This is a genomic window from Marinilabilia salmonicolor, from assembly GCF_003003035.1.
GTDB lineage: Bacteria > Bacteroidota > Bacteroidia > Bacteroidales > Marinilabiliaceae > Marinilabilia > Marinilabilia salmonicolor_A.
Genome location: NZ_PVTS01000002.1, coordinates 105,553 through 125,036 on the forward strand (window position 1 = coordinate 105,553; position 19,484 = coordinate 125,036).

General features: G+C 43.1%; 15 protein-coding genes and 3 tRNA genes. 14 read left to right on the top strand and 4 right to left on the bottom strand.

What is annotated here, in order from left to right; translation table 11 throughout:
• Window positions 1–6 precede the first annotated feature (6 nt).
• Window positions 7–1,917 (bottom strand): glucosamine-6-phosphate deaminase, encoded by a 1,911-nt coding sequence (gene nagB / locus BY457_RS02065; protein ID WP_106151677.1) that lies wholly within the window; start codon window positions 1,915–1,917, stop codon window positions 7–9.
• Window positions 1,918–2,704: 787 nt separating this feature from the next.
• Between nagB and BY457_RS02070 the strand changes: the two genes are divergently transcribed.
• The 7 genes from BY457_RS02070 to upp all read left to right on the top strand — a co-directional run bounded on the left by BY457_RS02070 (window position 2,705) and on the right by upp (window position 6,612).
• Window positions 2,705–2,776 (top strand) — tRNA-Glu (locus BY457_RS02070).
• Between the two features lie 38 nt (window positions 2,777–2,814).
• A complete protein-coding gene (rpsT, locus tag BY457_RS02075) occupies window positions 2,815–3,069 on the top strand; it encodes a 30S ribosomal protein S20 (protein WP_010664886.1) in 255 nt (84 codons plus the stop codon).
• Between the two features lie 17 nt (window positions 3,070–3,086).
• Window positions 3,087–3,158: transfer RNA gene (locus BY457_RS02080), tRNA-Glu, on the top strand.
• A 147-nt stretch (window positions 3,159–3,305) separates the two neighbouring features.
• Window positions 3,306–4,004: a RadC family protein gene (radC, locus tag BY457_RS02085; RefSeq protein ID WP_106151678.1), complete on the top strand. Its 699-nt coding sequence runs from the start codon at window positions 3,306–3,308 to the stop codon at window positions 4,002–4,004.
• Window positions 4,005–4,045: 41 nt separating this feature from the next.
• Window positions 4,046–4,894 carry a hypothetical protein gene (locus BY457_RS02090; protein WP_106151679.1) on the top strand — a complete coding sequence of 283 codons (849 nt, stop codon included), beginning with the start codon at window positions 4,046–4,048 and terminating at the stop codon, window positions 4,892–4,894.
• Window positions 4,894–5,904, top strand: a complete 1,011-nt coding sequence (locus BY457_RS02095) for a hypothetical protein (protein ID WP_258176518.1) — start codon at window positions 4,894–4,896, stop codon at window positions 5,902–5,904. The genes BY457_RS02090 and BY457_RS02095 overlap by 1 nt, the downstream gene beginning before the upstream one ends.
• 54 nt (window positions 5,905–5,958) lie before the next feature.
• Window positions 5,959–6,612 (top strand): uracil phosphoribosyltransferase, encoded by a 654-nt coding sequence (gene upp / locus BY457_RS02100; protein ID WP_106151680.1) that lies wholly within the window; start codon window positions 5,959–5,961, stop codon window positions 6,610–6,612.
• 7 nt (window positions 6,613–6,619) lie between these two features.
• Here the strand turns inward: upp and folK are convergent, their stop codons facing one another.
• Window positions 6,620–7,105: a 2-amino-4-hydroxy-6-hydroxymethyldihydropteridine diphosphokinase gene (folK, locus tag BY457_RS02105; RefSeq protein ID WP_106151681.1), complete on the bottom strand. Its 486-nt coding sequence runs from the start codon at window positions 7,103–7,105 to the stop codon at window positions 6,620–6,622.
• Window positions 7,106–7,278: 173 nt separating this feature from the next.
• Here folK and sppA point away from each other — a divergent pair, with 173 nt between their 5' ends.
• The 3 genes from sppA (at window position 7,279) to BY457_RS02120 (ending at window position 10,971) form a co-directional block, all read left to right on the top strand.
• Window positions 7,279–9,048 carry a signal peptide peptidase SppA gene (gene sppA, locus BY457_RS02110; RefSeq protein WP_106151682.1) on the top strand — a complete coding sequence of 590 codons (1,770 nt, stop codon included), beginning with the start codon at window positions 7,279–7,281 and terminating at the stop codon, window positions 9,046–9,048.
• Between the two features lie 74 nt (window positions 9,049–9,122).
• The gene (gene lpxK / locus BY457_RS02115) at window positions 9,123–10,196 is read left to right on the top strand and encodes a tetraacyldisaccharide 4'-kinase (RefSeq protein WP_106151683.1); all 1,074 of its coding nucleotides are present in this window, start codon (window positions 9,123–9,125) and stop codon (window positions 10,194–10,196) included.
• Window positions 10,159–10,971 (top strand): purine-nucleoside phosphorylase, encoded by an 813-nt coding sequence (locus BY457_RS02120; protein WP_106151684.1) that lies wholly within the window; start codon window positions 10,159–10,161, stop codon window positions 10,969–10,971. The genes lpxK and BY457_RS02120 overlap by 38 nt, the downstream gene beginning before the upstream one ends.
• A 57-nt stretch (window positions 10,972–11,028) precedes the next feature.
• On the opposite strand, the gene hflX is transcribed toward BY457_RS02120, so the two are convergent.
• Both hflX and BY457_RS02130 read right to left on the bottom strand, forming a co-directional pair.
• Complete coding sequence (gene hflX / locus BY457_RS02125; RefSeq protein WP_106151685.1) at window positions 11,029–12,240, bottom strand: GTPase HflX; 1,212 nt, start codon at window positions 12,238–12,240, stop codon at window positions 11,029–11,031.
• A 151-nt stretch (window positions 12,241–12,391) separates the two neighbouring features.
• Complete coding sequence (locus BY457_RS02130) at window positions 12,392–13,072, bottom strand: energy transducer TonB (protein WP_106151686.1); 681 nt, start codon at window positions 13,070–13,072, stop codon at window positions 12,392–12,394.
• A gap of 309 nt (window positions 13,073–13,381) precedes the next feature.
• Between BY457_RS02130 and BY457_RS02135 the strand changes: the two genes are divergently transcribed.
• The 4 genes from BY457_RS02135 (at window position 13,382) to BY457_RS02150 (ending at window position 19,255) form a co-directional block, all read left to right on the top strand.
• A tRNA-Ala gene (locus BY457_RS02135) sits at window positions 13,382–13,455 on the top strand.
• A gap of 197 nt (window positions 13,456–13,652) precedes the next feature.
• Complete coding sequence (locus BY457_RS02140) at window positions 13,653–14,729, top strand: lysylphosphatidylglycerol synthase transmembrane domain-containing protein (protein WP_106151687.1); 1,077 nt, start codon at window positions 13,653–13,655, stop codon at window positions 14,727–14,729.
• 228 nt (window positions 14,730–14,957) lie between these two features.
• A complete protein-coding gene (locus BY457_RS02145; protein WP_106151688.1) occupies window positions 14,958–15,815 on the top strand; it encodes a substrate-binding domain-containing protein in 858 nt (285 codons plus the stop codon).
• Between the two features lie 338 nt (window positions 15,816–16,153).
• Complete coding sequence (locus tag BY457_RS02150; protein WP_106151689.1) at window positions 16,154–19,255, top strand: PAS domain-containing hybrid sensor histidine kinase/response regulator; 3,102 nt, start codon at window positions 16,154–16,156, stop codon at window positions 19,253–19,255.
• The last annotated feature ends 229 nt before the right edge of the window (window positions 19,256–19,484 follow it).

Here is a 19,484-nt window from a genome sequence, read left to right on the forward strand (position 1 = left end):
CAAGATTTAAAATTTGTATCGTCTAAAAGCCTCAATGGCCTCATATTCTGTAAGTCCAAGACTATCATAAAGCTGAGCCGTCTCTCTGTTCCGGTCTTCGGCACGCTCCCAGAATTCGCGAGAATCAGTTCCCGGGAAAACAGGTTCATCTTTCTGTGACTGGTGTTTAAAAATAGCCATTCTTTTCTTCTTGAGCTCATCGGGGCTGATGGGCACTGCCATCTCTACATCTTCAATATCCCATTCCTGCCATGCACCACGGTAGAGCCATACCCAGCAATCTTTGGCCCACTCTTCTTCTCTGATAACTTTAAGTGCATCGAAAATGGCATGCAGACAAACCGCATGTGTACCATGAGGATCCTGCAAATCACCGGCAGCATAAATCTGATGAGGCTTCACTTTCCGCAACAAATCTACAATTATATCGATATCGGCCTGCGAAACAGGGCTTTTTTCCACACTCCCGGTTTCATAAAACGGCAGGTCCAGAAAATGGATGTTCTCTTCTTTCACTCCACTGAAACGGCTGGCAGCAATAGCCTCTCCCTTTCTGATTTGTCCTTTAATGGCCAAAACAGATGGATGACTATTCCCATTCCCCGGGTTTTCTTTCAGATAACCGGTAATCTCATTATAGAACTTCTCAATATCTGTCTCGCATAATGACATCTGACGGGAAAGGCCGCGCATAAAATCCAAATACCTGTAAGCATCGTCATCAAAAACGGCAATATTACCCGATGTCTGATACGCAACATGAACATCATGACCCTGCTCGGCCAAACGGATAAACGTGCCACCCATCGAAATAACATCATCATCCGGATGGGGACTGAATACAATTACCCTTTTGGGGAAAGGCTCAGAACGCTCAGGACGAGTCTTGTCATCACTTCCGGGTTTTCCTCCCGGCCATCCGGTGATGGTTTGCTGCAACATATTATGAATCTCGATATTCAAATCGTAAGCTTTCTCTCCGGTCTGAAGAAGAGATTTCAAACCCCACTCTTTGTAATCGGCTTCAGTAAGCTTCAAAATAGGTTTCCCGGTCTGCTTAGACAACCAAATCAAAGCTTTTTTCCGCATGGTATCATTCCATTCGCAGTCACCCGTCAGCCATGGTGTCTCAATTCTGCTAAGTTGAGCCCCGGCAGCTGGATCAACCACAAATAAGGCATCCGGATGATTTTGCAGAAAAGAGGCAGGAAGCTCAGCGGTCACTGGTCCTTCCACCGCGGCTTTTACAACCTCCGCTTTACCCTGACCCCACGCCATCAGGTAAACTCGTTCAGCCTGCATGATGGACTTCACTCCCATCGTAATGGCACTTCGGGGTACATTTTCTTTACCTCCAAAATCCCTGGCTGCATCCTCAATGGTTACCTCATCAAGATGAACCAGTCGCGTTTCATCGCCTGCCTGCGAGCCGGGTTCATTAAACCCTATATGCCCGCTGCGTCCAATACCCAGAATTTGAATATCCAGTCCACCCAGCGATTTTATCTTATTATCATAGTCGCGACAATACCCCTCTATCTGCTCCCGGGACAATGTCCCATCAGGGATATGAACATTCTCGGGAAGGATGTCCACATGAGAGAAGAAATTCTCCTGCATAAACCTGTGATAGCTATTCACATCCTCATGACCCATGGGATAATATTCATCCAGATTAAAGGATATCACATTTTTAAAGCTTAACCCCTCCTCTTTATGAATCCTGATCAATTCCTTATACAACAACAACGGCGAACTGCCGGTGGCTAATCCCAGAACCGTTGTTTTATTAAGCTTATTCTTTTCTTTAATCAATGAGGCTATTTCTCTTGCCACAAATGCTGATCCTTCATCACGATCGCTGAAAACTTTAACCGGCACCTTTTCCAGGTGACTCCTTAATGTTGACTCTGTCATAATGGCTCCTTATTTAATTGGATAATTCTTTTTTCCTGCAACAAAATTAATCATTTTGTGTGTACGCACACACATTTTTTAAAAATTTATTTGCCAGTCACTTAAAAACAACGACACAACATCGATATTTTGCTTCATCTGCGTGTAACACAATGTCAATCACACACAATAAATAAATTCCGGGAAAGAGAAGTCCAGGCCACGTTATGCATAAGACGGGTAAAATGTAAAAAGACTGAATGCCTGACAGCAATAGTCAGCTCTATAAAGCATCAATCCCCTCCTCTCATTATTGGTCGCGACGCGACCAATAATGAGAGGAGGGAAGAGTTGTAACAAATTTTCCTGGGGCCTTGCCCCACGCTATTGCTCTCAGGCCGTTGGCCTGTTGAAGAATCGTTTTTGAGAGAAAAAACGTTGCCCTAAAGAAAATTCAGACAATTTAAAATGTAATAAATTGGTTTGCCAACTTTTCAGCAGCCTCTAAATAAGTCCTTTCAGGGAATGACGTAACAGCCTGCCCGGATCCTTCCGGGAAGCAAATGTGACTTGTATGGACAAGCACTAAATACCCCGACATAACATTAACCGACAAAAATTATTCATTTCAAAACACAAAAACCCACAAAACATTGACTAAAAAACCTTTACCAAACAGCCTCATGAAAAATTTAAAAAAGAGAGCAGTTTTTTTCACTTTTTTCATACCCGAAATTTGCAAGAAGTGAAATTTGATTTATCTTTGCATCCGCATTTGAAAAAGAACACTTCATCTGCGCAACGAAATGGTCCCTTCGTCTAGTGGTTAGGACGCCAGGTTTTCATCCTGGAAACAGGAGTTCGATTCTCCTAGGGACTGCTAAAAGAAAAATTTGTAACAATTAGCAAGGATTAGAGATGGCAAATCATCAATCAGCAAAGAAGAGAGTTCGTCAGATTGAGAAGCGTAAGCTTCACAATAAGTATTACGCCAAAACGGCCCGTAATGCTATCAAGAAGCTGAGAAGCACTACAGAGAAGGCAGAAGCTGAATCAATGTATCCTCAGGTTACTTCTATGATCGACAAGCTTGCCAAAAAGAACATTATTCACAAAAATAATGCGTCAAACCTGAAATCAAGTTTGGCAAACCACATCAGTAAGCTGGCTTAAGCATTAAGCCTTTTTACGGTCCCTTCGTCTAGTGGTTAGGACGCCAGGTTTTCATCCTGGAAACAGGAGTTCGATTCTCCTAGGGACTGCTGAGGTCTTTCCATATTGGGAAGACCTTTTTTTGTTCCTTTTTTTGTATATTGCATCAACCGGTTTAACCTTACAATTCATTAACCCGCCCAACCCCCTGCTCAGGATCTTCTATTTTGCCGGGATTTGGTGCTAAAAAAAGAAGGATGGAAGAATATCAAAAAACCAGCATCCGAAACTGGGCCATTGAAGACCGCCCCCGCGAAAAACTCATACAAAAAGGCATCGCATCACTTTCCAACGCAGAGCTTTTGGCCATCCTCATAGGATCCGGAAGTCGCAAAGAGTCAGCCGTTGAGCTCTCAAGAAAAATTTTGGGTGATGTCCGCAACAACCTCAACGAACTGGGCAAAAGCACCATTGATGCGTTGCAAAAACGTTATCACGGCGTTGGTCAGGCCAAAGCCATTACCATTGTTGCAGCACTGGAACTGGGCCGAAGACGTCAGCTGGCCTCCCCCTTAGAGAAACCCCAAATCAGAAAAAGCGAAGATGTATTTGCATTGATGAGTCCGGCTTTAGCCGATCTGCCACATGAAGAGTTCTGGATTCTCGTGCTCAATCAGGCCAACAAAGTGGTGACACGTTTCAACATCAGCAAGGGAGGAATCGCCGGAACCGTCATTGATGTGCGGCTAATCATGGAAAAAGCCCTTTATCAGCACGCTTCTTCCATCATTCTATGCCACAATCATCCGTCCGGAAATCGCAAACCCAGCCAGCCCGACATCTCCATCACTAAAAAACTTGCCGAAGCTGGAAAAATTCTCGACATTCATGTATTGGACCATGTAATTATTGCCGAAAACCATTATTTTAGCTTTGCCGATGAGGGCATCCTCTGATCCTTCATTATTTGAAAAAACCCCATTAGATACTCATTTTCATGAAAATTCAACACTTACACAACCAGGAAATAAACCGCCTCAGATATGACAATGCACTTAAAAGATCTTTCAATGCCAATATTTTTGCCTACTCCTGGTATATGGATCAAACCTGTGACGAATGGGAACTGCTAATAGAAGGAGACTATGAAACCGTGTGTCCGATACCCTTAATCCGCAAAATGGGAATTGCAAAGGTCAGCCAGCCCCGCATGACTCCTTTCCTTGGTGTTTTTTCTTCTAATCACCTGCCCGCCGAAAAAGTCGAAGCAATTCTTCACAGCATCCCATACGCCAACATCTCTCTTACTTTAAACCACCTGAACCGACTTACCAAATACAACCGGAAACGGACCGTAAAAGTTCCGGTACTCGATTTGATTACTCCCTATAAAAAGATAAAAGAGCGGTATAGCGAAGAGGCAAACGCAGCTCTGTCTAAAAATGACGGATCTTTTGTGATGCGCTCGATCAGGAGTGATGAATATATGTTTTTCCGAAGAAGACAAAATAAAAAAGGAGCCACCGAAGAGATGCAACTGACACGAATAATGAATTATGCGATCCGTTACAAAAGCGCAGGCATATACGCCACCTACTCCTCGAGGAATGAACTAATTGCAGCAGTCTTCCTGATAAAATCCAACAACAGACTTTTCCTGTTCGATTGCACAGAAAATCAGGAAGGACGCCGATCACATGGTGTATTTAAAGCCATCAATCAACTGATAGAAAGCAACTGTGAAAGCAACCTCACACTTGAAGTTCCCTTTTCATGCGAAGCACTGACCTCACTGATAATGTTTGATCAACATCAATGCCTCAGATATAAAAAAGGATTTTTGTAATGTCCAAAGCACCAAATGCTTTTCCAACATCTACACAAGAGACGCTTGCCGGATATTCAGTAGCGTTGCTGCCCCGAGCAAAGATAAATACCAGCCGCTGGGATAAATGTATCGAAAACGCTCTTAACGAAAGCCCTCTGGCTTACAGCTGGGTTTTGGATCATCTATCTCCAAATTGGATGGGGTTAATACTGGGAAATTATGATGGAATAATGCCTCTCCCGGCAAGAAAGCAATTTGGCCTTAACTTCATTCAGATGCCGGAAGGAGTTTTAACTTTAGGGCTTTTTTCGAATAAATCTGAAATAATAAGTCTTTTCCCAGGCATTCTGAATCATTCTGCCTTTTCAAAGTATCATTTCATAAACTACAACGGAGCCATAAAAACAGTCCCAACCTCACTACATCAGGGAAGCAAAATAAAACAAACTTATGAATTAAATTTATCAGATAGTTATAAAAATTTATACCGCCATTTTTCGCAGTCCCATAAACGCAATATTAAACATTTTCATTCCACAAATTTAAAAATTGACTCCAATCCCGCATCTTTTGTTTACACTTCTCTTCTTGAAAATTTAGGTAAAAAAAGACCTGAACTTTTTATGTCTCATACAAGTCGGATCCGCATACAAGAAATGACTCATCAAGCACTAAATAAAAACATGGGAAAGACATATTCAGTTTGGGAAAATGACAACCTTATTGGAGGAGCATTCTTCCTTATTGGCAACAAACGCATCATAGCATTTCATCTTGCAAATGCCCGGGGAAGATTTCATAAAACCTCATTTGCTATTATTGACAAGTTTATACAAGAACACTCAGAACAAGAAAAAACACTGGACTTTGCAGGTTCTGTCATTCCCAATGTGGCTACTTTCAATCATCGATTCGGTGCCACTCCAGCTAATTATCTGGCTGTTACAATAAACAAACTACCTCAACCCCTTAAATGGGCAAAAGAAAAAAATCTGCTCTTTAATTTAAAACGGCTCTTTTTTAAATAGATCAAACTGGAAAATTCAGACTTAAACATTATTTTTGCATATAAAAATCGGGAAATGGAAATTAAACTCATTAATGAACCCTTCAGCATCCTTAGCACTTTTGTAGCAGAATTAAGAGACGTTAATATTCAGCACGACCCCCTTCGCTTTCGCAGAAACCTGGAAAGAATTGGCGAAATCTTTGCCCTGGAAATCAGTAAAACATTAACCTACAAAGAAACCGACATCCCTACACCACTGGGAACTGCCAAAGAGTGGTTGCCTCAGGAACAAGTGGTGGTAACCTCCATTCTCAGGGCCGGAGTACCACTCCACAACGGGCTGCTTAATTATCTCGACCGGGCAGAAAACGGCTTTGTTTCAGCATTCAGAAAATACACCGACGATGGAGAGTTCCGCATTCATATTGAGTACATTTCAGCCCCCGATCTCAACGATAAAATTGTAATTATGGCCGATCCCATGCTGGCTACCGGATCTTCTTTAGAACTGGCATACAAAGCTATTCAGGCCAACGGAACCCCCAAGCATGTGCATCTGGTGAGCATTGTGGCAAGCCAGGAAGGTGTGGAGTATATTCAGAAGAAACTGGGTGACGAACCTGTAACACTATGGCTGGCCACTGTTGATGATGAACTCAACGCTAAATCGTACATTGTTCCGGGACTGGGAGACGCGGGAGATTTGGCTTACGGCCCCAAACTGTAAAAGCAGCTTACAGCTTTATCACCTCCGACTCATCCCGACATTCGTTCAGCAATGTTGCAATACTTTTATTCATCCCCGGATGTATGAAGTCCGGTGCAAGTTCCTGCAACGGAAGCAGTGTAAAACGTCGCAAATGCAAACGCTCATGAGGAACAGTGAGTAGTGGTGAAGAGATTACGATGTGATCATAAAATAAAATATCGATATCCAGAAGGCGACCCTCGTAATGAGTGGTCGTCTTTTTTTTGCGCCCCATGTCACGTTCAATTTGCTGGGTTTCTACCAATACCGCCTGCGGCTCCAAACGCGTCTCCACAAAAACCACCTGATTCAAAAACCACTGGTCATCCTCAAACCCCCATGGAGGACTTTTATAAAGGGAAGAGCAGCGCTGAACAAGCCCTATACGTTGTTCAAGAAGCGCTAAAGCCTGCTTAAAGACATTTTCTGTATTCCCCCGGTTTCCTCCGAGAAGCAGAATTACATTTGACATAAGTGTGCATCGTTTGATGAAAAGCTGAATTCTGTCACCTTCAAATAAATAATTTTTCGCAAATTTGTAAAAGAATGACTTTTGAAGAAAACAGACAAGTCTTAAATCTATTATTTTTACTAAACAATTCCTGTCTTTAACTTAAACAAGAAAATAACCCTAAAAAAACAAACATGAAGAAATTTCTCAAGTACACCCTTGCTGTCATTGTAGGATCAGTGGTTTCCATCACCATCCTGACGCTCGGGTTTTTTATTTTTGTTGGCATTCTTGCAGCTTCAACTTCTCAGGAAGTAACCGTCAAGGACAACTCACTGCTTGTACTCAAGCTGGACGGTCCTATCGTTGAAAGACTTGCCGACGATCCATTCGCACAGATTTTTGCTGAAATTTCGGGCGAAGCCGCCCCAATGGGCTTGAATCAGATCCTCTCAAGCATTAAAAAAGCCGAACGCGACGACCGGATCAAAGGAATCTATCTTGAATCCGGACTGGTAATGGGAGGTCACGCCACCATCGAAGAGATTCGCAATGCCCTTTTGGATTTCAAAAAAACCGGTAAGTTTATCATCAGCTTTGCCCCGGTCTATTCCCAAAAATCTTATTACCTGGCATCAGCTGCCGACCGCATCTATCTGCCTCCAGCCGGAATGCTTAATTTCCAGGGTATCTCGTCACAACACACCTACTTCAAAAACACGCTGGAAAAACTGGGTGTTGATGTTCAGGTGTTTCGCCATGGCAAATTCAAATCAGCCATTGAGCCATTTACCCGTACCAACATGAGTGATGAGGCCAGACTCCAGACCGAGACCTATGTGAATTCAATGTGGGATCACATCACACAAAAAATCTCAGAAGTCAGGAATATTGCCCCCGACAGGCTCAATGAAATCGCCAATCAGGTTCCCATGTTCCAAACCGATGACTTTCTTCTGAAATCAGGTTTGCTGGATGATCTGAAGTACAAAGATCAAGTGCTCAATGAACTGAAGGACTCCACAAAAACCGATTATACCAAAGACCTCAACAGCATTGATGTAAGACAATATGCAAAAGCCTATGTGTCTGACGGCAAAAAAGGAATTGCTAAGAATAAATTGGCCATTATTTATGCCGAAGGAGCCATTGACTCAGGTCAGGATGGCATCAATTCTGAAGACCTGTCGCGTACCATTCGTGAGGCTCGTCGTGATTCTTCCATCAAAGCGGTGGTTTTGCGCATCAATTCACCCGGCGGCTCCGGAATGGGCTCTGAGATTATCTGGAGAGAAGTGAAACTAACTGCTGACACCAAACCACTGATTGTCTCCATGAGTGATCTGGCTGCATCGGGAGGGTATTACATAGCCTGTGCTGCAGATACCATCGTTGCCCACCCAAACTCCCTCACAGGATCCATTGGTGTCTTTGGAACCATCCCAAACCTGGAAGGACTGCTTGACAAGGTAGGCATCTCAACAGACGTTGTTAATACCAATAAATTTTCTGACATGCCGGCTCTGACACGCCCGTTCCGTCCTGAAGAAAAGGAGATTATGCAGGCCTACATTGAGCATTTTTATGACTTTTTCCTTCAGCGTTGTGCCGATGGAAGGCAAACCACCAAAGCCGCCATCGATGAAATCGGGCAGGGACGCGTCTGGAGTGGCGAAAATGCCCTTGAAATTGACCTTGTGGATGTATTGGGCGGAATCGACACTGCCGTAGATATTGCCGCTGAAAAAGCCGGTATTGCTGACAACTACCGAATAGTGGAACTGCCGGAAGTATTGCCTCCATTTGAGCAATTGATAAAAGATCTGACCGGTAATGCTTCGGCCTATATGAAATCCGTATTCTTTGGAAACTCAGAATACCTGAAGTATATGCAAACAATTGAAAACCTGAAGGAGTCATACCCCATTCAGGCACGGGTTCCATACGAAATCTCAATCAATTAACAATACTGTTTTATTGCAGAGGGCGCATAAGGTCGTTTCACTTTATGCGCCCTTTGTTATCCAATAGCCAACGAATGATACGCGCCTTCCGGATTTTACTTTTCCCCTTTTCGTTGCTGTATTGCCTGGTAACATCCATCCGCAATGCACTATACAACAGCGGGATTAAAAAAAGTACCGCCTACCCGGTTCCGCTCATCTCTGTCGGCAATCTCACCGTAGGCGGAACAGGAAAAACTCCCCTGACCGAGTTGTTAATCAAAACGCTGACTCCGGATTACAACTGTGCCCTTCTGAGTCGGGGTTATGGCAGAAAGACAAAAGGGCCGATCCATGCAAAAGACGATGCCTCTCCCTCAACCATCGGAGATGAGCCCTTGCAGATCATGCAAAAATTTCGGGATCTCACCGTTATGGTGGCCGAAAAACGAACCCGGGGAATGGATTACCTGCTTCAACTAAATCCTCCCCCAAAAGTTATACTGCTCGATGATGCCTATCAGCACAGAGCCGTATCCCCCGGACTTTCCATTCTTGTCACCGATTATTACCGCCCAATCTACAAAGACTTTTGTCTGCCGGCCGGAAATCTGAGAGAACCTCTTGCCGGAAAAAAAAGAGCAGACATCATCGTGGTCAACAAATGCCCACACAACCTGAGTGAAACAGAAAAGGACAAAATACTGCGAAAGCTTAAACCAACAGCTCAACAAAAAGTATTCTTTAGCACGATAGGTTACGATTATCTGAAATCACTCAAAAGCACCGATACCCGGGAACTGTTCGGCAAAGAAAACAAACCGGTACTCGCTGTTACAGGTATCGGAAACCCTGCCCCATTCTTTAATCATGTCGAAGGCTATACTAAGGAACTCGAAAAAATAACCTTCCCTGATCACCATGATTTCTCAGACACCGATATAAAAAAAATCAACGCCAAGCTGGAGAAAATGGGACCCGACTCCATCGTTATCACCACAGAAAAAGATGCAGTTAGACTTCGGCATAAAAACCTGCCTGACAGTCTATCCAAAAAAATTTGGTATCTTCCCATTGAGTTGAAAATACTCTTTAATGAACAGAACACATTTATAAAAACCGTAAAAAGTTATGTTGAAGAAAATTCAGGAAACAGCAACGTTTCTTAAGCAAAACCACAAGACCTCCGCCCGGGTGGGCATCATACTGGGAACCGGACTGGGCGGTCTGGTTAAGGAAATTGAAATAAAAGAAACCGTTTCTTACGGTGACATTCCCAACTTTCCCGTCTCAACAGTTGAAGGCCATAAGGGACGCCTGATTTTCGGCTCTATCCGGGGAACAGAAATCGTAGCAATGCAGGGACGTTTTCATTACTACGAAGGTTACGATATGCAGGAAGTAACATTTCCGGTACGCGTGATGAAAGCTTTGGGAATAGACCATCTCATCGTATCGAATGCCAGCGGTGGATTGAATCCTGACTTTAAAGTTGGCGACATCATGGTCATTACCGACCACATCAATATGTTTGGAGACAACCCCCTCATTGGTCGAAACCATAATGAACTGGGGCCCCGTTTTCCCGACATGAGTGAACCCTACAGCAAAGAACTGTCCCAAAGAGCCCTCAAAATTGCAAAAAACAATGACATAGAGCTTAAAACGGGGGTGTATGTGGGGACTGCAGGCCCAACCTTTGAAACACCAGCTGAATACAAATTTTTCAGGGTAATTGGCGGCGACACCGTGGGAATGTCAACCGTTCCTGAAGTCATCGTAGCCCGCCATGCCGGCATGACCTGTTTTGGCGTAAGCATCATCACCGACTCCGGCGTCCCCGGACAAATTGTGGAAATCTCCCATGAGGAAGTTCAGGAAGTAGCAGCAGCGGCAGAACCCAAAATGACCAAAGTGATTGCAGAGCTGGTGGGAACACTTTAACATCAGAAAATTGGGCAGGTAGAGAGAGATTTTTGTTTTAATTATCCCTCTCTCCTGCTATTCCGCTTCAATATCGGGATAAAGAAAATCATTAAACGGAAAACGGGTAACATGAATTTTTACCACTTCGCGGTACAACAACTCTCTGAATTCATCGAAATTTGTCTTTTCCTTAGCTGAAATAAAGATACTCTTAGTATCCTTAGCCATCCAGCTCTCCTTTAAATCATCGAGGGAATAGTTCTCACGCGTTTCGGGAGTAAGATCGTCCTCCTCTTTTTCCGTGTAGGTAAAAGCATCCACCTTATTAAAAACCATAACCATGGGCTTTTCCCGCTCATCAATTTCGTGAAGGGTTTTATTCACCACCTCAATCTGCTGCTCAAAACCGGGATGTGAGATGTCCACCACATGGAGCAATATATCTGCCTCACGCACTTCATCAAGAGTTGATTTGAACGACTCAACCAGGTGGTGCGGCAATTTCCGGATAAAACCTACCGTATCTGCCAAAAGAAACGGCAGATTACCCACCACTACCTTGCGAACGGTGGTATCAAGGGTCGCAAAAAGCTTATTCTCAGCAAACACTTCACTCTTGGCAAGCGTGTTCATCAGTGTACTTTTTCCCACGTTGGTATATCCTACCAGGGCCACCCGCACAAGTTTACCACGATTCTTCCGCTGAGTTGCCATTTGACGATCAATCTTCTGAAGATCATTTTTTAGCTTGGAAATTTTATCACGGATAATCCGACGGTCTGTTTCAATCTCCTTTTCCCCGGGACCACGCATTCCAATACCTCCGCGCTGTCTCTCAAGGTGTGTCCACATTCGGGTAAGGCGTGGCAGGAGATATTGATACTGGGCAAGCTCTACCTGTGTCTTGGCATGTGCAGTGCGGGCACGGCGTGCAAAAATATCGAGAATCAAATTGGTCCGATCCAGAATCCGTCTTCTGAAAGCACCCTCCAGGTTTCTCAACTGAGAAGGTGTCAGTTCATCATCAAATATAATAGAATCAACATCTTCATGAACCTTCACATATTCCACTATTTCTTCAAGCTTTCCGCTTCCTACAAAATACCTTTTATCGGGCATAGGTAGCGACTGCACGAAACGTTTCACAGGGATGGCACCTGCCGTTTCAGCCAAAAAAGCCAGTTCATCAAGATACTCCTCCACCTCCCGTTCAGAAACGTCAGGTGTACGAATGGCCACTAAAACAACTTTTTCAAGTTCCTTTTCTGTCGATATCAGGTCGTTCATAGTATTGTGCAATATTTATCAGATGCAAAAGTAATTGATTTCATCAAAAAGAAGAGGAAAAAATATTCCTTCGCGAAGCAATGGAATTAGCATAAAACTAAAAAAGCCCGGAAAAAACCGGGCTTTTTAATATTTTAACCTTAAAATGCTATTATTGAAGCACAAAGTTGATGGGCACAGTGTAAGATACTCTTACCGATTTACCCCTTTGCTTACCAGGCTTCCATTTAGGCATACTCTTAACAACCCGGATGGCTTCCTTGTCAAGACTCGGGTCAACACCACGGGCAATCTGAACATCTGTTACAGAACCATCGGTGTTAATAACGAACTTCACATACACACGTCCCTGAATTCCGTTTTCCTGAGCAATTACAGGATAATCAACGGACGTTGCAAGGTACTTGTGCAAAGCAGCATCTCCACCTGGGAACTCAGGCATATCTTCCACAATAAAGAATACGGGAGCTTCCTCTGTTTCCTCTTCTGTTTCCATATCGGAAAAATCTACTTCCATCTCTTCGGTAGCCTCGGTATCTTCAATAACAAGCTCCTCTTCGAGTTCCACATCGTCTTCCACGATATTCAATACATCTGTAACTTTCGGTGGTGGCGGCGGCGGTGGTGGTTTCACTTCTTCCTGGGTGGTGATCGGAATGATCTCCTCCTCTACTTCCTCCTCTTCAATCTTAAACCCTTCATTGACATCAGCATCAGTTGATGTCCATTCAAAGGCGATGAAAACCAGAGAAAGCACCACAACAAGTCCAATCTGCATGAAGACTGACTTCTTGCTTTCCAAATCTGCTTTGGGCGACTTTTTTACTTCCATAATAAAAATCGAATTTTGGTGCCTAAAATTTAATGTCTCTTACTGCTTTTCAATGTTCCAAAATCTAACGAACAAAAGTCGTCTTTCATTTTGAGAGGCTAAAAATAGGATTTTATAATCAAATCCAAGCAATTTTAACGGTTCTTTTTAATCATTCAAGAAAAAAGAACTTCCCAAAAAAAACCTTTCATCGCTAAATTTCAACACCTTAACAGTAATTACGTAACAAATACCAATCCAAACCACATTTTTTTCGAAAATCCTTTGGCCTGTTTCCCGATTTTCATTTATATTTGCAACTCGAAAACCGGGGGTGTAGCTCAGTTGGCTAGAGCGCGTGACTGGCAGTCACGAGGTCAGGGGTTCGACTCCCCTCATCTCCACGTTTGTTATACTAAATATACAAAGAACCGGACAGAAGGTCCGGTTTTTTTTGTTTTTATTAATATCATTTTCAGAAAGTTTAACACCGCGTCTTTCGGTTGTTAAATGTAAGCCTTAAATTTGTCTCTCCAACAACAAGCATCAATTACCTGCAATTTCAGACATCATTGATCGCTCAATCATTCAGTAAATAAGCATGACAGACAACTCAGGTAAAATCATAAAAAGTATTAACCCCACCAAGATAATCCTTCCAATTCTGATAGGCTTATCGGTTACAGGTTTTTTGCTGTATCGGGAATTCGAACCCGGCAGTTTTAGCTTTGTGCGGTTTACTTTCTGGTCTGTTTTCTGGCTGTTGGTATCTTTTACGTTAATGGCAGTCAGAGATTTTGGATACATGATGCGTATCCGTATCCTGACCAATAATGAGCTGTCATGGAAGAAAGCGTTCAACATCATAATGCTTTGGGAGTTTACCTCCGCCATTACCCCCTCTGCCATAGGTGGGACCAGCGTGGCCATATTCTTTCTCAACAAAGAGGGAGTGCGCCTGGGGCGAAGCACTGCTGTAGTAATGGTTACCTCTTTTCTGGATGAACTCTATTTCATACTTGCCTTTCCTATTATCCTGTTATTACTGGGTCGCTCAGACATCTTCATTCTGGATGCGGCCGATGCAGCTCTGCCATGGTACAAAAACAATTTCTTCCTGCTGGCCATGGGAGGATATTCCATAAAACTGCTCTACACACTCATTCTCAGCTACGGACTGTTCATCAATCCCAGAGGTCTGAAATGGCTGCTTCTGATGATTTTCAAATTGCCCATCATCCGCAAATGGCGCCCTCAAGCCAATGAATCTGGCACAGACCTCATTCAAACCTCCAAAGAATTTAGCGGATGGCCGTTTTCAAAATGGCTGAAAGCATTCGGAGCAACATTTTTCAGCTGGACCTCTCGTTATTGGGTTGTCAACACGCTGATTGTAACTTTCCTTGGCGTTAAATGGCTCGGTTGGGAGGACCACCTTCACGTATTTGCCAAGCAGCTGGTCATGTGGATTATGATGCTTATCAGTCCCACCCCGGGTGGCAGCGGCTTCGCAGAATATGTATTCAAAGAATTTCTTGCAGCCTTTATCCCTGTGGGGACAGGTATTGCCATGGCATTCATGTGGCGAATGGTCAGCTATTATCCTTATCTGATATTCGGAACATTTATGGTTCCGCGCTGGATTAGAAGGCACTTCCTAAGTCGAAAAGTGAAATAACAATAATTCAGGACCCTCTTTCGTTTCTATAGCATACCGCCAACATTTGACCAACAGCACGGTTTTTGTGATTAATCAGGTGATTATAAAATTATTATGGTTGTAACTTGCATTTGACCAATAATTATTTTTGCACAAAACCGCCCGGCAGGATGTAAAACCTTAAAGGTTTGAATAATTACACCAACCTGCCATCCATTTCCGAGACAACATTGAAACGTTACAAACATGCCTGGCAACCATCAAACAGAGAGAGAGCGTCTTTACAATAACCAATCACTGATCAGGAGGAAATTGCTAAACCTTTTCCCTTTTGTGCTCTTCAGCTTACTGGTTCTTCTATTCACCGGAGCCTGCAATACAGGCAAAACCAGCGACAAAGAAGACGATCCGGATATTATTATCTATTGTGAAAACGGAATTCTGGCTCCCATCCTGGAAATTGTTCAGGAATATGAAGACAGCACCGGCCTTCATATTAGTATCCAGAACGATTGCGCAAGAAACCTGGTTAATCTCATCCATTATCGACGAGAGGCAGACATATTCATTCCTGATTCCAGAGAAGCCATCGATAAAATATTGCTGACTTCCCCGGAAATAATCGCAGACTCTGTATCTGTGGGAAATCAAACTCTTGTGTTCATCGTGCCCAAGAAAAACCCGCTAAAGCTTACCGGTGAGCTGAAATCTCTTACAACTCCTGCAAACGGAATTATCCTGGCCAACCCCGAAAGCAGCACGCTGGGGTTCTCCAGCGGAACACTCCTGCAAAAACATCAGATCTATGACCAGGTAATGAATTCGGTGCTCTTTCTGACTGCTGATTCCAGAAGCCTCGTAAGAAACATCGCTAATAACCATGCATCACTTGCCATAGCCTGGGAATCTGATTATCTCACCAACAGCATCAGAACACAGGTGGACACCCTCTCCATAGCATCTCCACACAAAACATTTCCTGCTGTGGCTGTACTACTTAACACAGGAAAACAAAAAGAGAAAGCAGTGGAGTTTCTCTCAAGCCTGAATAAAAAAAACGCCCGAAAAATTTTTGAAAAATACGGAATTCGCCAACCGATATGATTTTTAGTGCGCGTAGCTTTATTTTCACATGTTAATTCCCTATCTTGAGCATGCCCATAAAGCATCACTTGCTTCGCATTATTGCTGCCAAAATGCACTTTGCCGGAGAATAACCGGTTCTTTTGGCGGCTTGCGCCACCGCTTAAGCGTTAGGCGGCAGTCGGTAGTAAACAATGCAAACGGACTTTGGGGATCAGACACTAAACAAAAACCTAGTTTATCGACAAGCACATATTTAACCTTATAATATGCCATCACTTGTTAACATCCAGCTGGTGTAATAAACCTTAATCATAACAGACAGTTCAACAAATTCCTGACCTCAAAAACGCAATAAATTGGTCCTGAAAACAAGTAAAAAAATTCTAAAAAGGCTTCCTTTCGGAAAGAGCAGCGGACTTTTTAAAGAACCCCTGATCAACAAATTATATCTTTTGCTGGGTATATTCATCTTTACCATTGCTTCCATCCTCATTATTGGCAATTATTTCGACAAAACTTATACCATCCATTATCAAAACACAATAAGGAATCAGGAACAAAAGCAAAGAATAGAAGCTTTACTGAAAGAGAATCTGCTTAACATCAACCTGGATTTCAAATCATACTCTTCCGTTTCACATCCACAGCAACTTAGCAATCTTCAAAACAGAATCAGGCAAAACATCAACAGAAGCCTGACTATGCTGGAAAAACTCGACAAAGGGGGCAGCATTACCGTGATAAAAGCGGTAAACATGGAAAATGCAGACCGAATAGCAGAAATAATTGACTACCGGGCCGATGAATATACCGGAACCATTCCGGAGATTCGTGACATTCCATCCATGCTCTACGAACTGCAATCACTAAGTGCCAAGATAACCGGCTCTTTGAAAGGACAAATGGCAGGCACTGCACCGGTAGCTAAAGAAAATCTGGAATCCATCAGTTTTTACCAGAAACAGGCAGAAAGCATTCTTTCCAGAATTTATGAAATAGAAAATCAGATCTCTTTTCAGATCAGTAAAACCATCTCTGACTTAAACGAAAGAAGCATTTTTGTATTTGAGAGATATTCGTGGATAAAATACCTGAGCTTAATCATATTCTCCCTCCTCGTAGCTGGAATTACCTTTATCATCATCAATCAGATCGGACTGGTTATCCTGCACAGACGTAAGGCAGAAGAGACCAATGTCAAACTCTTAAAGGCGGTGGAACAAAGCCCGGTTTCCATCATGATTACCAATACAAATGGCATTATTGAATACGTGAATAAATCGTTTGAACAAAAAAACAACCTTACCAAGAAAGAAATTGAGGGCACAAGTCTCCATCTGCTACAGTCGGACAAGAACGATGAATTTGCAAGAATCCTGCTGGAAAACATTCAGGAAGGCCGTACCTGGAACGGCGAAATTCGATCTACCAACGAAAAAGGAGAAACTACCTGGGATAAAATATACATTACCCCGGTGCTCAACGATGAAAATACCATTTCCAACTTCATCGCCATCAAAGAAGATGTAACCGAAAAACGCCTGCTGACACAATCGCTCCGCGAATCAATAGAAACGCTGAAAACCATTACCGAAAACCTGCCGGTGGGTATCCTCATTACCGACGAAAGCCGGAATATCGTGCAGATCAACTCTACAGCGGCCACCATCATGGGATTTGATAACCTGGAGGACGCCATTCAGGAGGTGAAAAATCAGGGATACAACAAACTCTTTGAAACCATCAAACACGAACACTACAAAGATGATGGATCAGGCCTGACCATTTCCACTATGGAAGAGAGATTGAACGTAAGGGAAAACAACATCTCCCGAGTGATCCTGAAAAACATCATTCCCCTGAAGATAAACAACCAACAGGTGCGCCTCGAAGCATTCATGGACATCTCGGCCCAAAAAGAGATGCAACACCGCGAAGCAGAAGCCAATAAGGCAAAATCGGAGTTCCTGGCCAATATGAGCCACGAGATCCGCACCCCCATGAATGGAATTATTGGTGCCACAGAGCTGCTCGGACAAACCAGACTCAATCGTGAGCAGCAAAACATCATCACCATCATCAGCCGCTCTTGCGACAATCTCCTCAACATTATCAATGACATCCTGGACTTCTCAAAGATTGAAGCCGGAAAAATGAAAATTGAATCTTACTCTTTCAACATACGATCGACAGTTGATTACCTGCTGGACCAAATGGCCTTCAGAAGCCACGATAAAAACCTGGAACTCATAGCTTCTGTGGAAGAGACCATTCCATCCTATCTGCTCGGAGATGAAGGACGACTTATCCAAATCATTATCAACCTGATGGGCAATGCCGTGAAATTCACACAGGAAGGAGAAGTTGTACTAAAAGTGGACCTGGAGAAACAGGAAGGACAGAGCCTCAGTGTCCATTTTGCCATTGAAGATTCCGGAATTGGAATCCCCCCCGATAAAAAGGAGAAGATATTTGAATCGTTCACCCAGGCAGACGGGTCAACTACCCGGAAATATGGCGGAACAGGACTGGGCACAAGCATCTCGAAAATGCTCGTTGAATTGATGGGCGGAAAGATATGGGTGGAAAGTCCAAATCCAAACTTTGCCTGGTCTGAAGAGAATCCGGGATCCGTATTCCACTTCACAGTGCCCCTGAAAGCCGACAAGAAAAATCAGCAGGATGATTTCAAAAATCCCAGAATGAAATCTCTGAAAGCCCTGATTGTGGACAATCACAAAACCAACCTGTTATTATTAAAAAAAGCGTTTCACAACTGGGGAATAACACCGGTAACGGTCAGCGATGAGAAATCGGCTTCTGAAAAACTCCGGGGAGATAAAAATTTCGACCTGATTCTGATTGATTCACATATTTTTAGCAACAATGAAGAGACCGGAATTCAAAAGATAAAGGAGGCAGCCCCTAAAATAAAAACCTTACTTTTTACCTCCCAAAACAAACATTCATTCAAGGGATTTGATATGGTGCTGGAAAAACCTATTAAACACACAGAACTTTTCCACATCATCAATCAACTGATATTCGGTATCGACACGAATAAAGGAGATGAGAACTTCTCATCCAAACCCAAAGAGAATAAGAAAATTCTGCTGGTAGAGGACAATCCCATCAATCAGAAAATCACAGAGAAAATGCTGAGCAGAATAGGCGTGGTAACCACTATTACGAACAACGGAGCAGAAGCGGTGGATTTACTGGTAAATAACCAGGAAACCTTTGATGCCATTCTGATGGACATCCAGATGCCTGTTCTTAACGGACTGGATGCCACACGGGAATTGCGAAAGGCAGGCATATCAACCCCCATCATTGCAATGACGGCAAACGTACTTAAAGGAGACCGGGAAGCATGCCTGGAAGCCGGCATGAACGATTACATCGGGAAACCGGTAAAATTAAACGATTTGCAACACACCATTCAGAAATGGATGTAATTAACTTTTGCAATACAGCATAACAGTTTTTACGTTGATTCAGTTAGAAACAGGCACTATTCAAAGCACGGATTATTCCTTTTGGAAGATTCAAACTACTACTTTAACTTGATTTATTCATGAATCTTCGTGATGAAATGTTCAAATATCAAGAAATCCATAGAGCCGATTTGACAAGATTAGGCCGTGTTCTTTTAAGGCCGAAGGTCTTTAAGCAATAGCCTGGGGC

Coding starts and splice junctions, on each gene's coding strand:
- lpxK (WP_106151683.1), top strand. CDS start 9,123: ATGATACGCGCCTTCCGGATTTTACTTTTCCCCTTTTCGTTGCTGTAT.
- folK (WP_106151681.1), bottom strand. CDS start 7,105: ATGTCAAATGTAATTCTGCTTCTCGGAGGAAACCGGGGGAATACAGAA.
- BY457_RS02090 (WP_106151679.1), top strand. CDS start 4,046: ATGAAAATTCAACACTTACACAACCAGGAAATAAACCGCCTCAGATAT.
- sppA (WP_106151682.1), top strand. CDS start 7,279: ATGAAGAAATTTCTCAAGTACACCCTTGCTGTCATTGTAGGATCAGTG.
- radC (WP_106151678.1), top strand. CDS start 3,306: ATGGAAGAATATCAAAAAACCAGCATCCGAAACTGGGCCATTGAAGAC.
- BY457_RS02145 (WP_106151688.1), top strand. CDS start 14,958: ATGCCTGGCAACCATCAAACAGAGAGAGAGCGTCTTTACAATAACCAA.
- hflX (WP_106151685.1), bottom strand. CDS start 12,240: ATGAACGACCTGATATCGACAGAAAAGGAACTTGAAAAAGTTGTTTTA.
- nagB (WP_106151677.1), bottom strand. CDS start 1,917: ATGACAGAGTCAACATTAAGGAGTCACCTGGAAAAGGTGCCGGTTAAA.
- BY457_RS02140 (WP_106151687.1), top strand. CDS start 13,653: ATGACAGACAACTCAGGTAAAATCATAAAAAGTATTAACCCCACCAAG.
- rpsT (WP_010664886.1), top strand. CDS start 2,815: ATGGCAAATCATCAATCAGCAAAGAAGAGAGTTCGTCAGATTGAGAAG.
- BY457_RS02095 (WP_258176518.1), top strand. CDS start 4,894: ATGTCCAAAGCACCAAATGCTTTTCCAACATCTACACAAGAGACGCTT.
- BY457_RS02130 (WP_106151686.1), bottom strand. CDS start 13,072: ATGGAAGTAAAAAAGTCGCCCAAAGCAGATTTGGAAAGCAAGAAGTCA.
- upp (WP_106151680.1), top strand. CDS start 5,959: ATGGAAATTAAACTCATTAATGAACCCTTCAGCATCCTTAGCACTTTT.
- BY457_RS02120 (WP_106151684.1), top strand. CDS start 10,159: ATGTTGAAGAAAATTCAGGAAACAGCAACGTTTCTTAAGCAAAACCAC.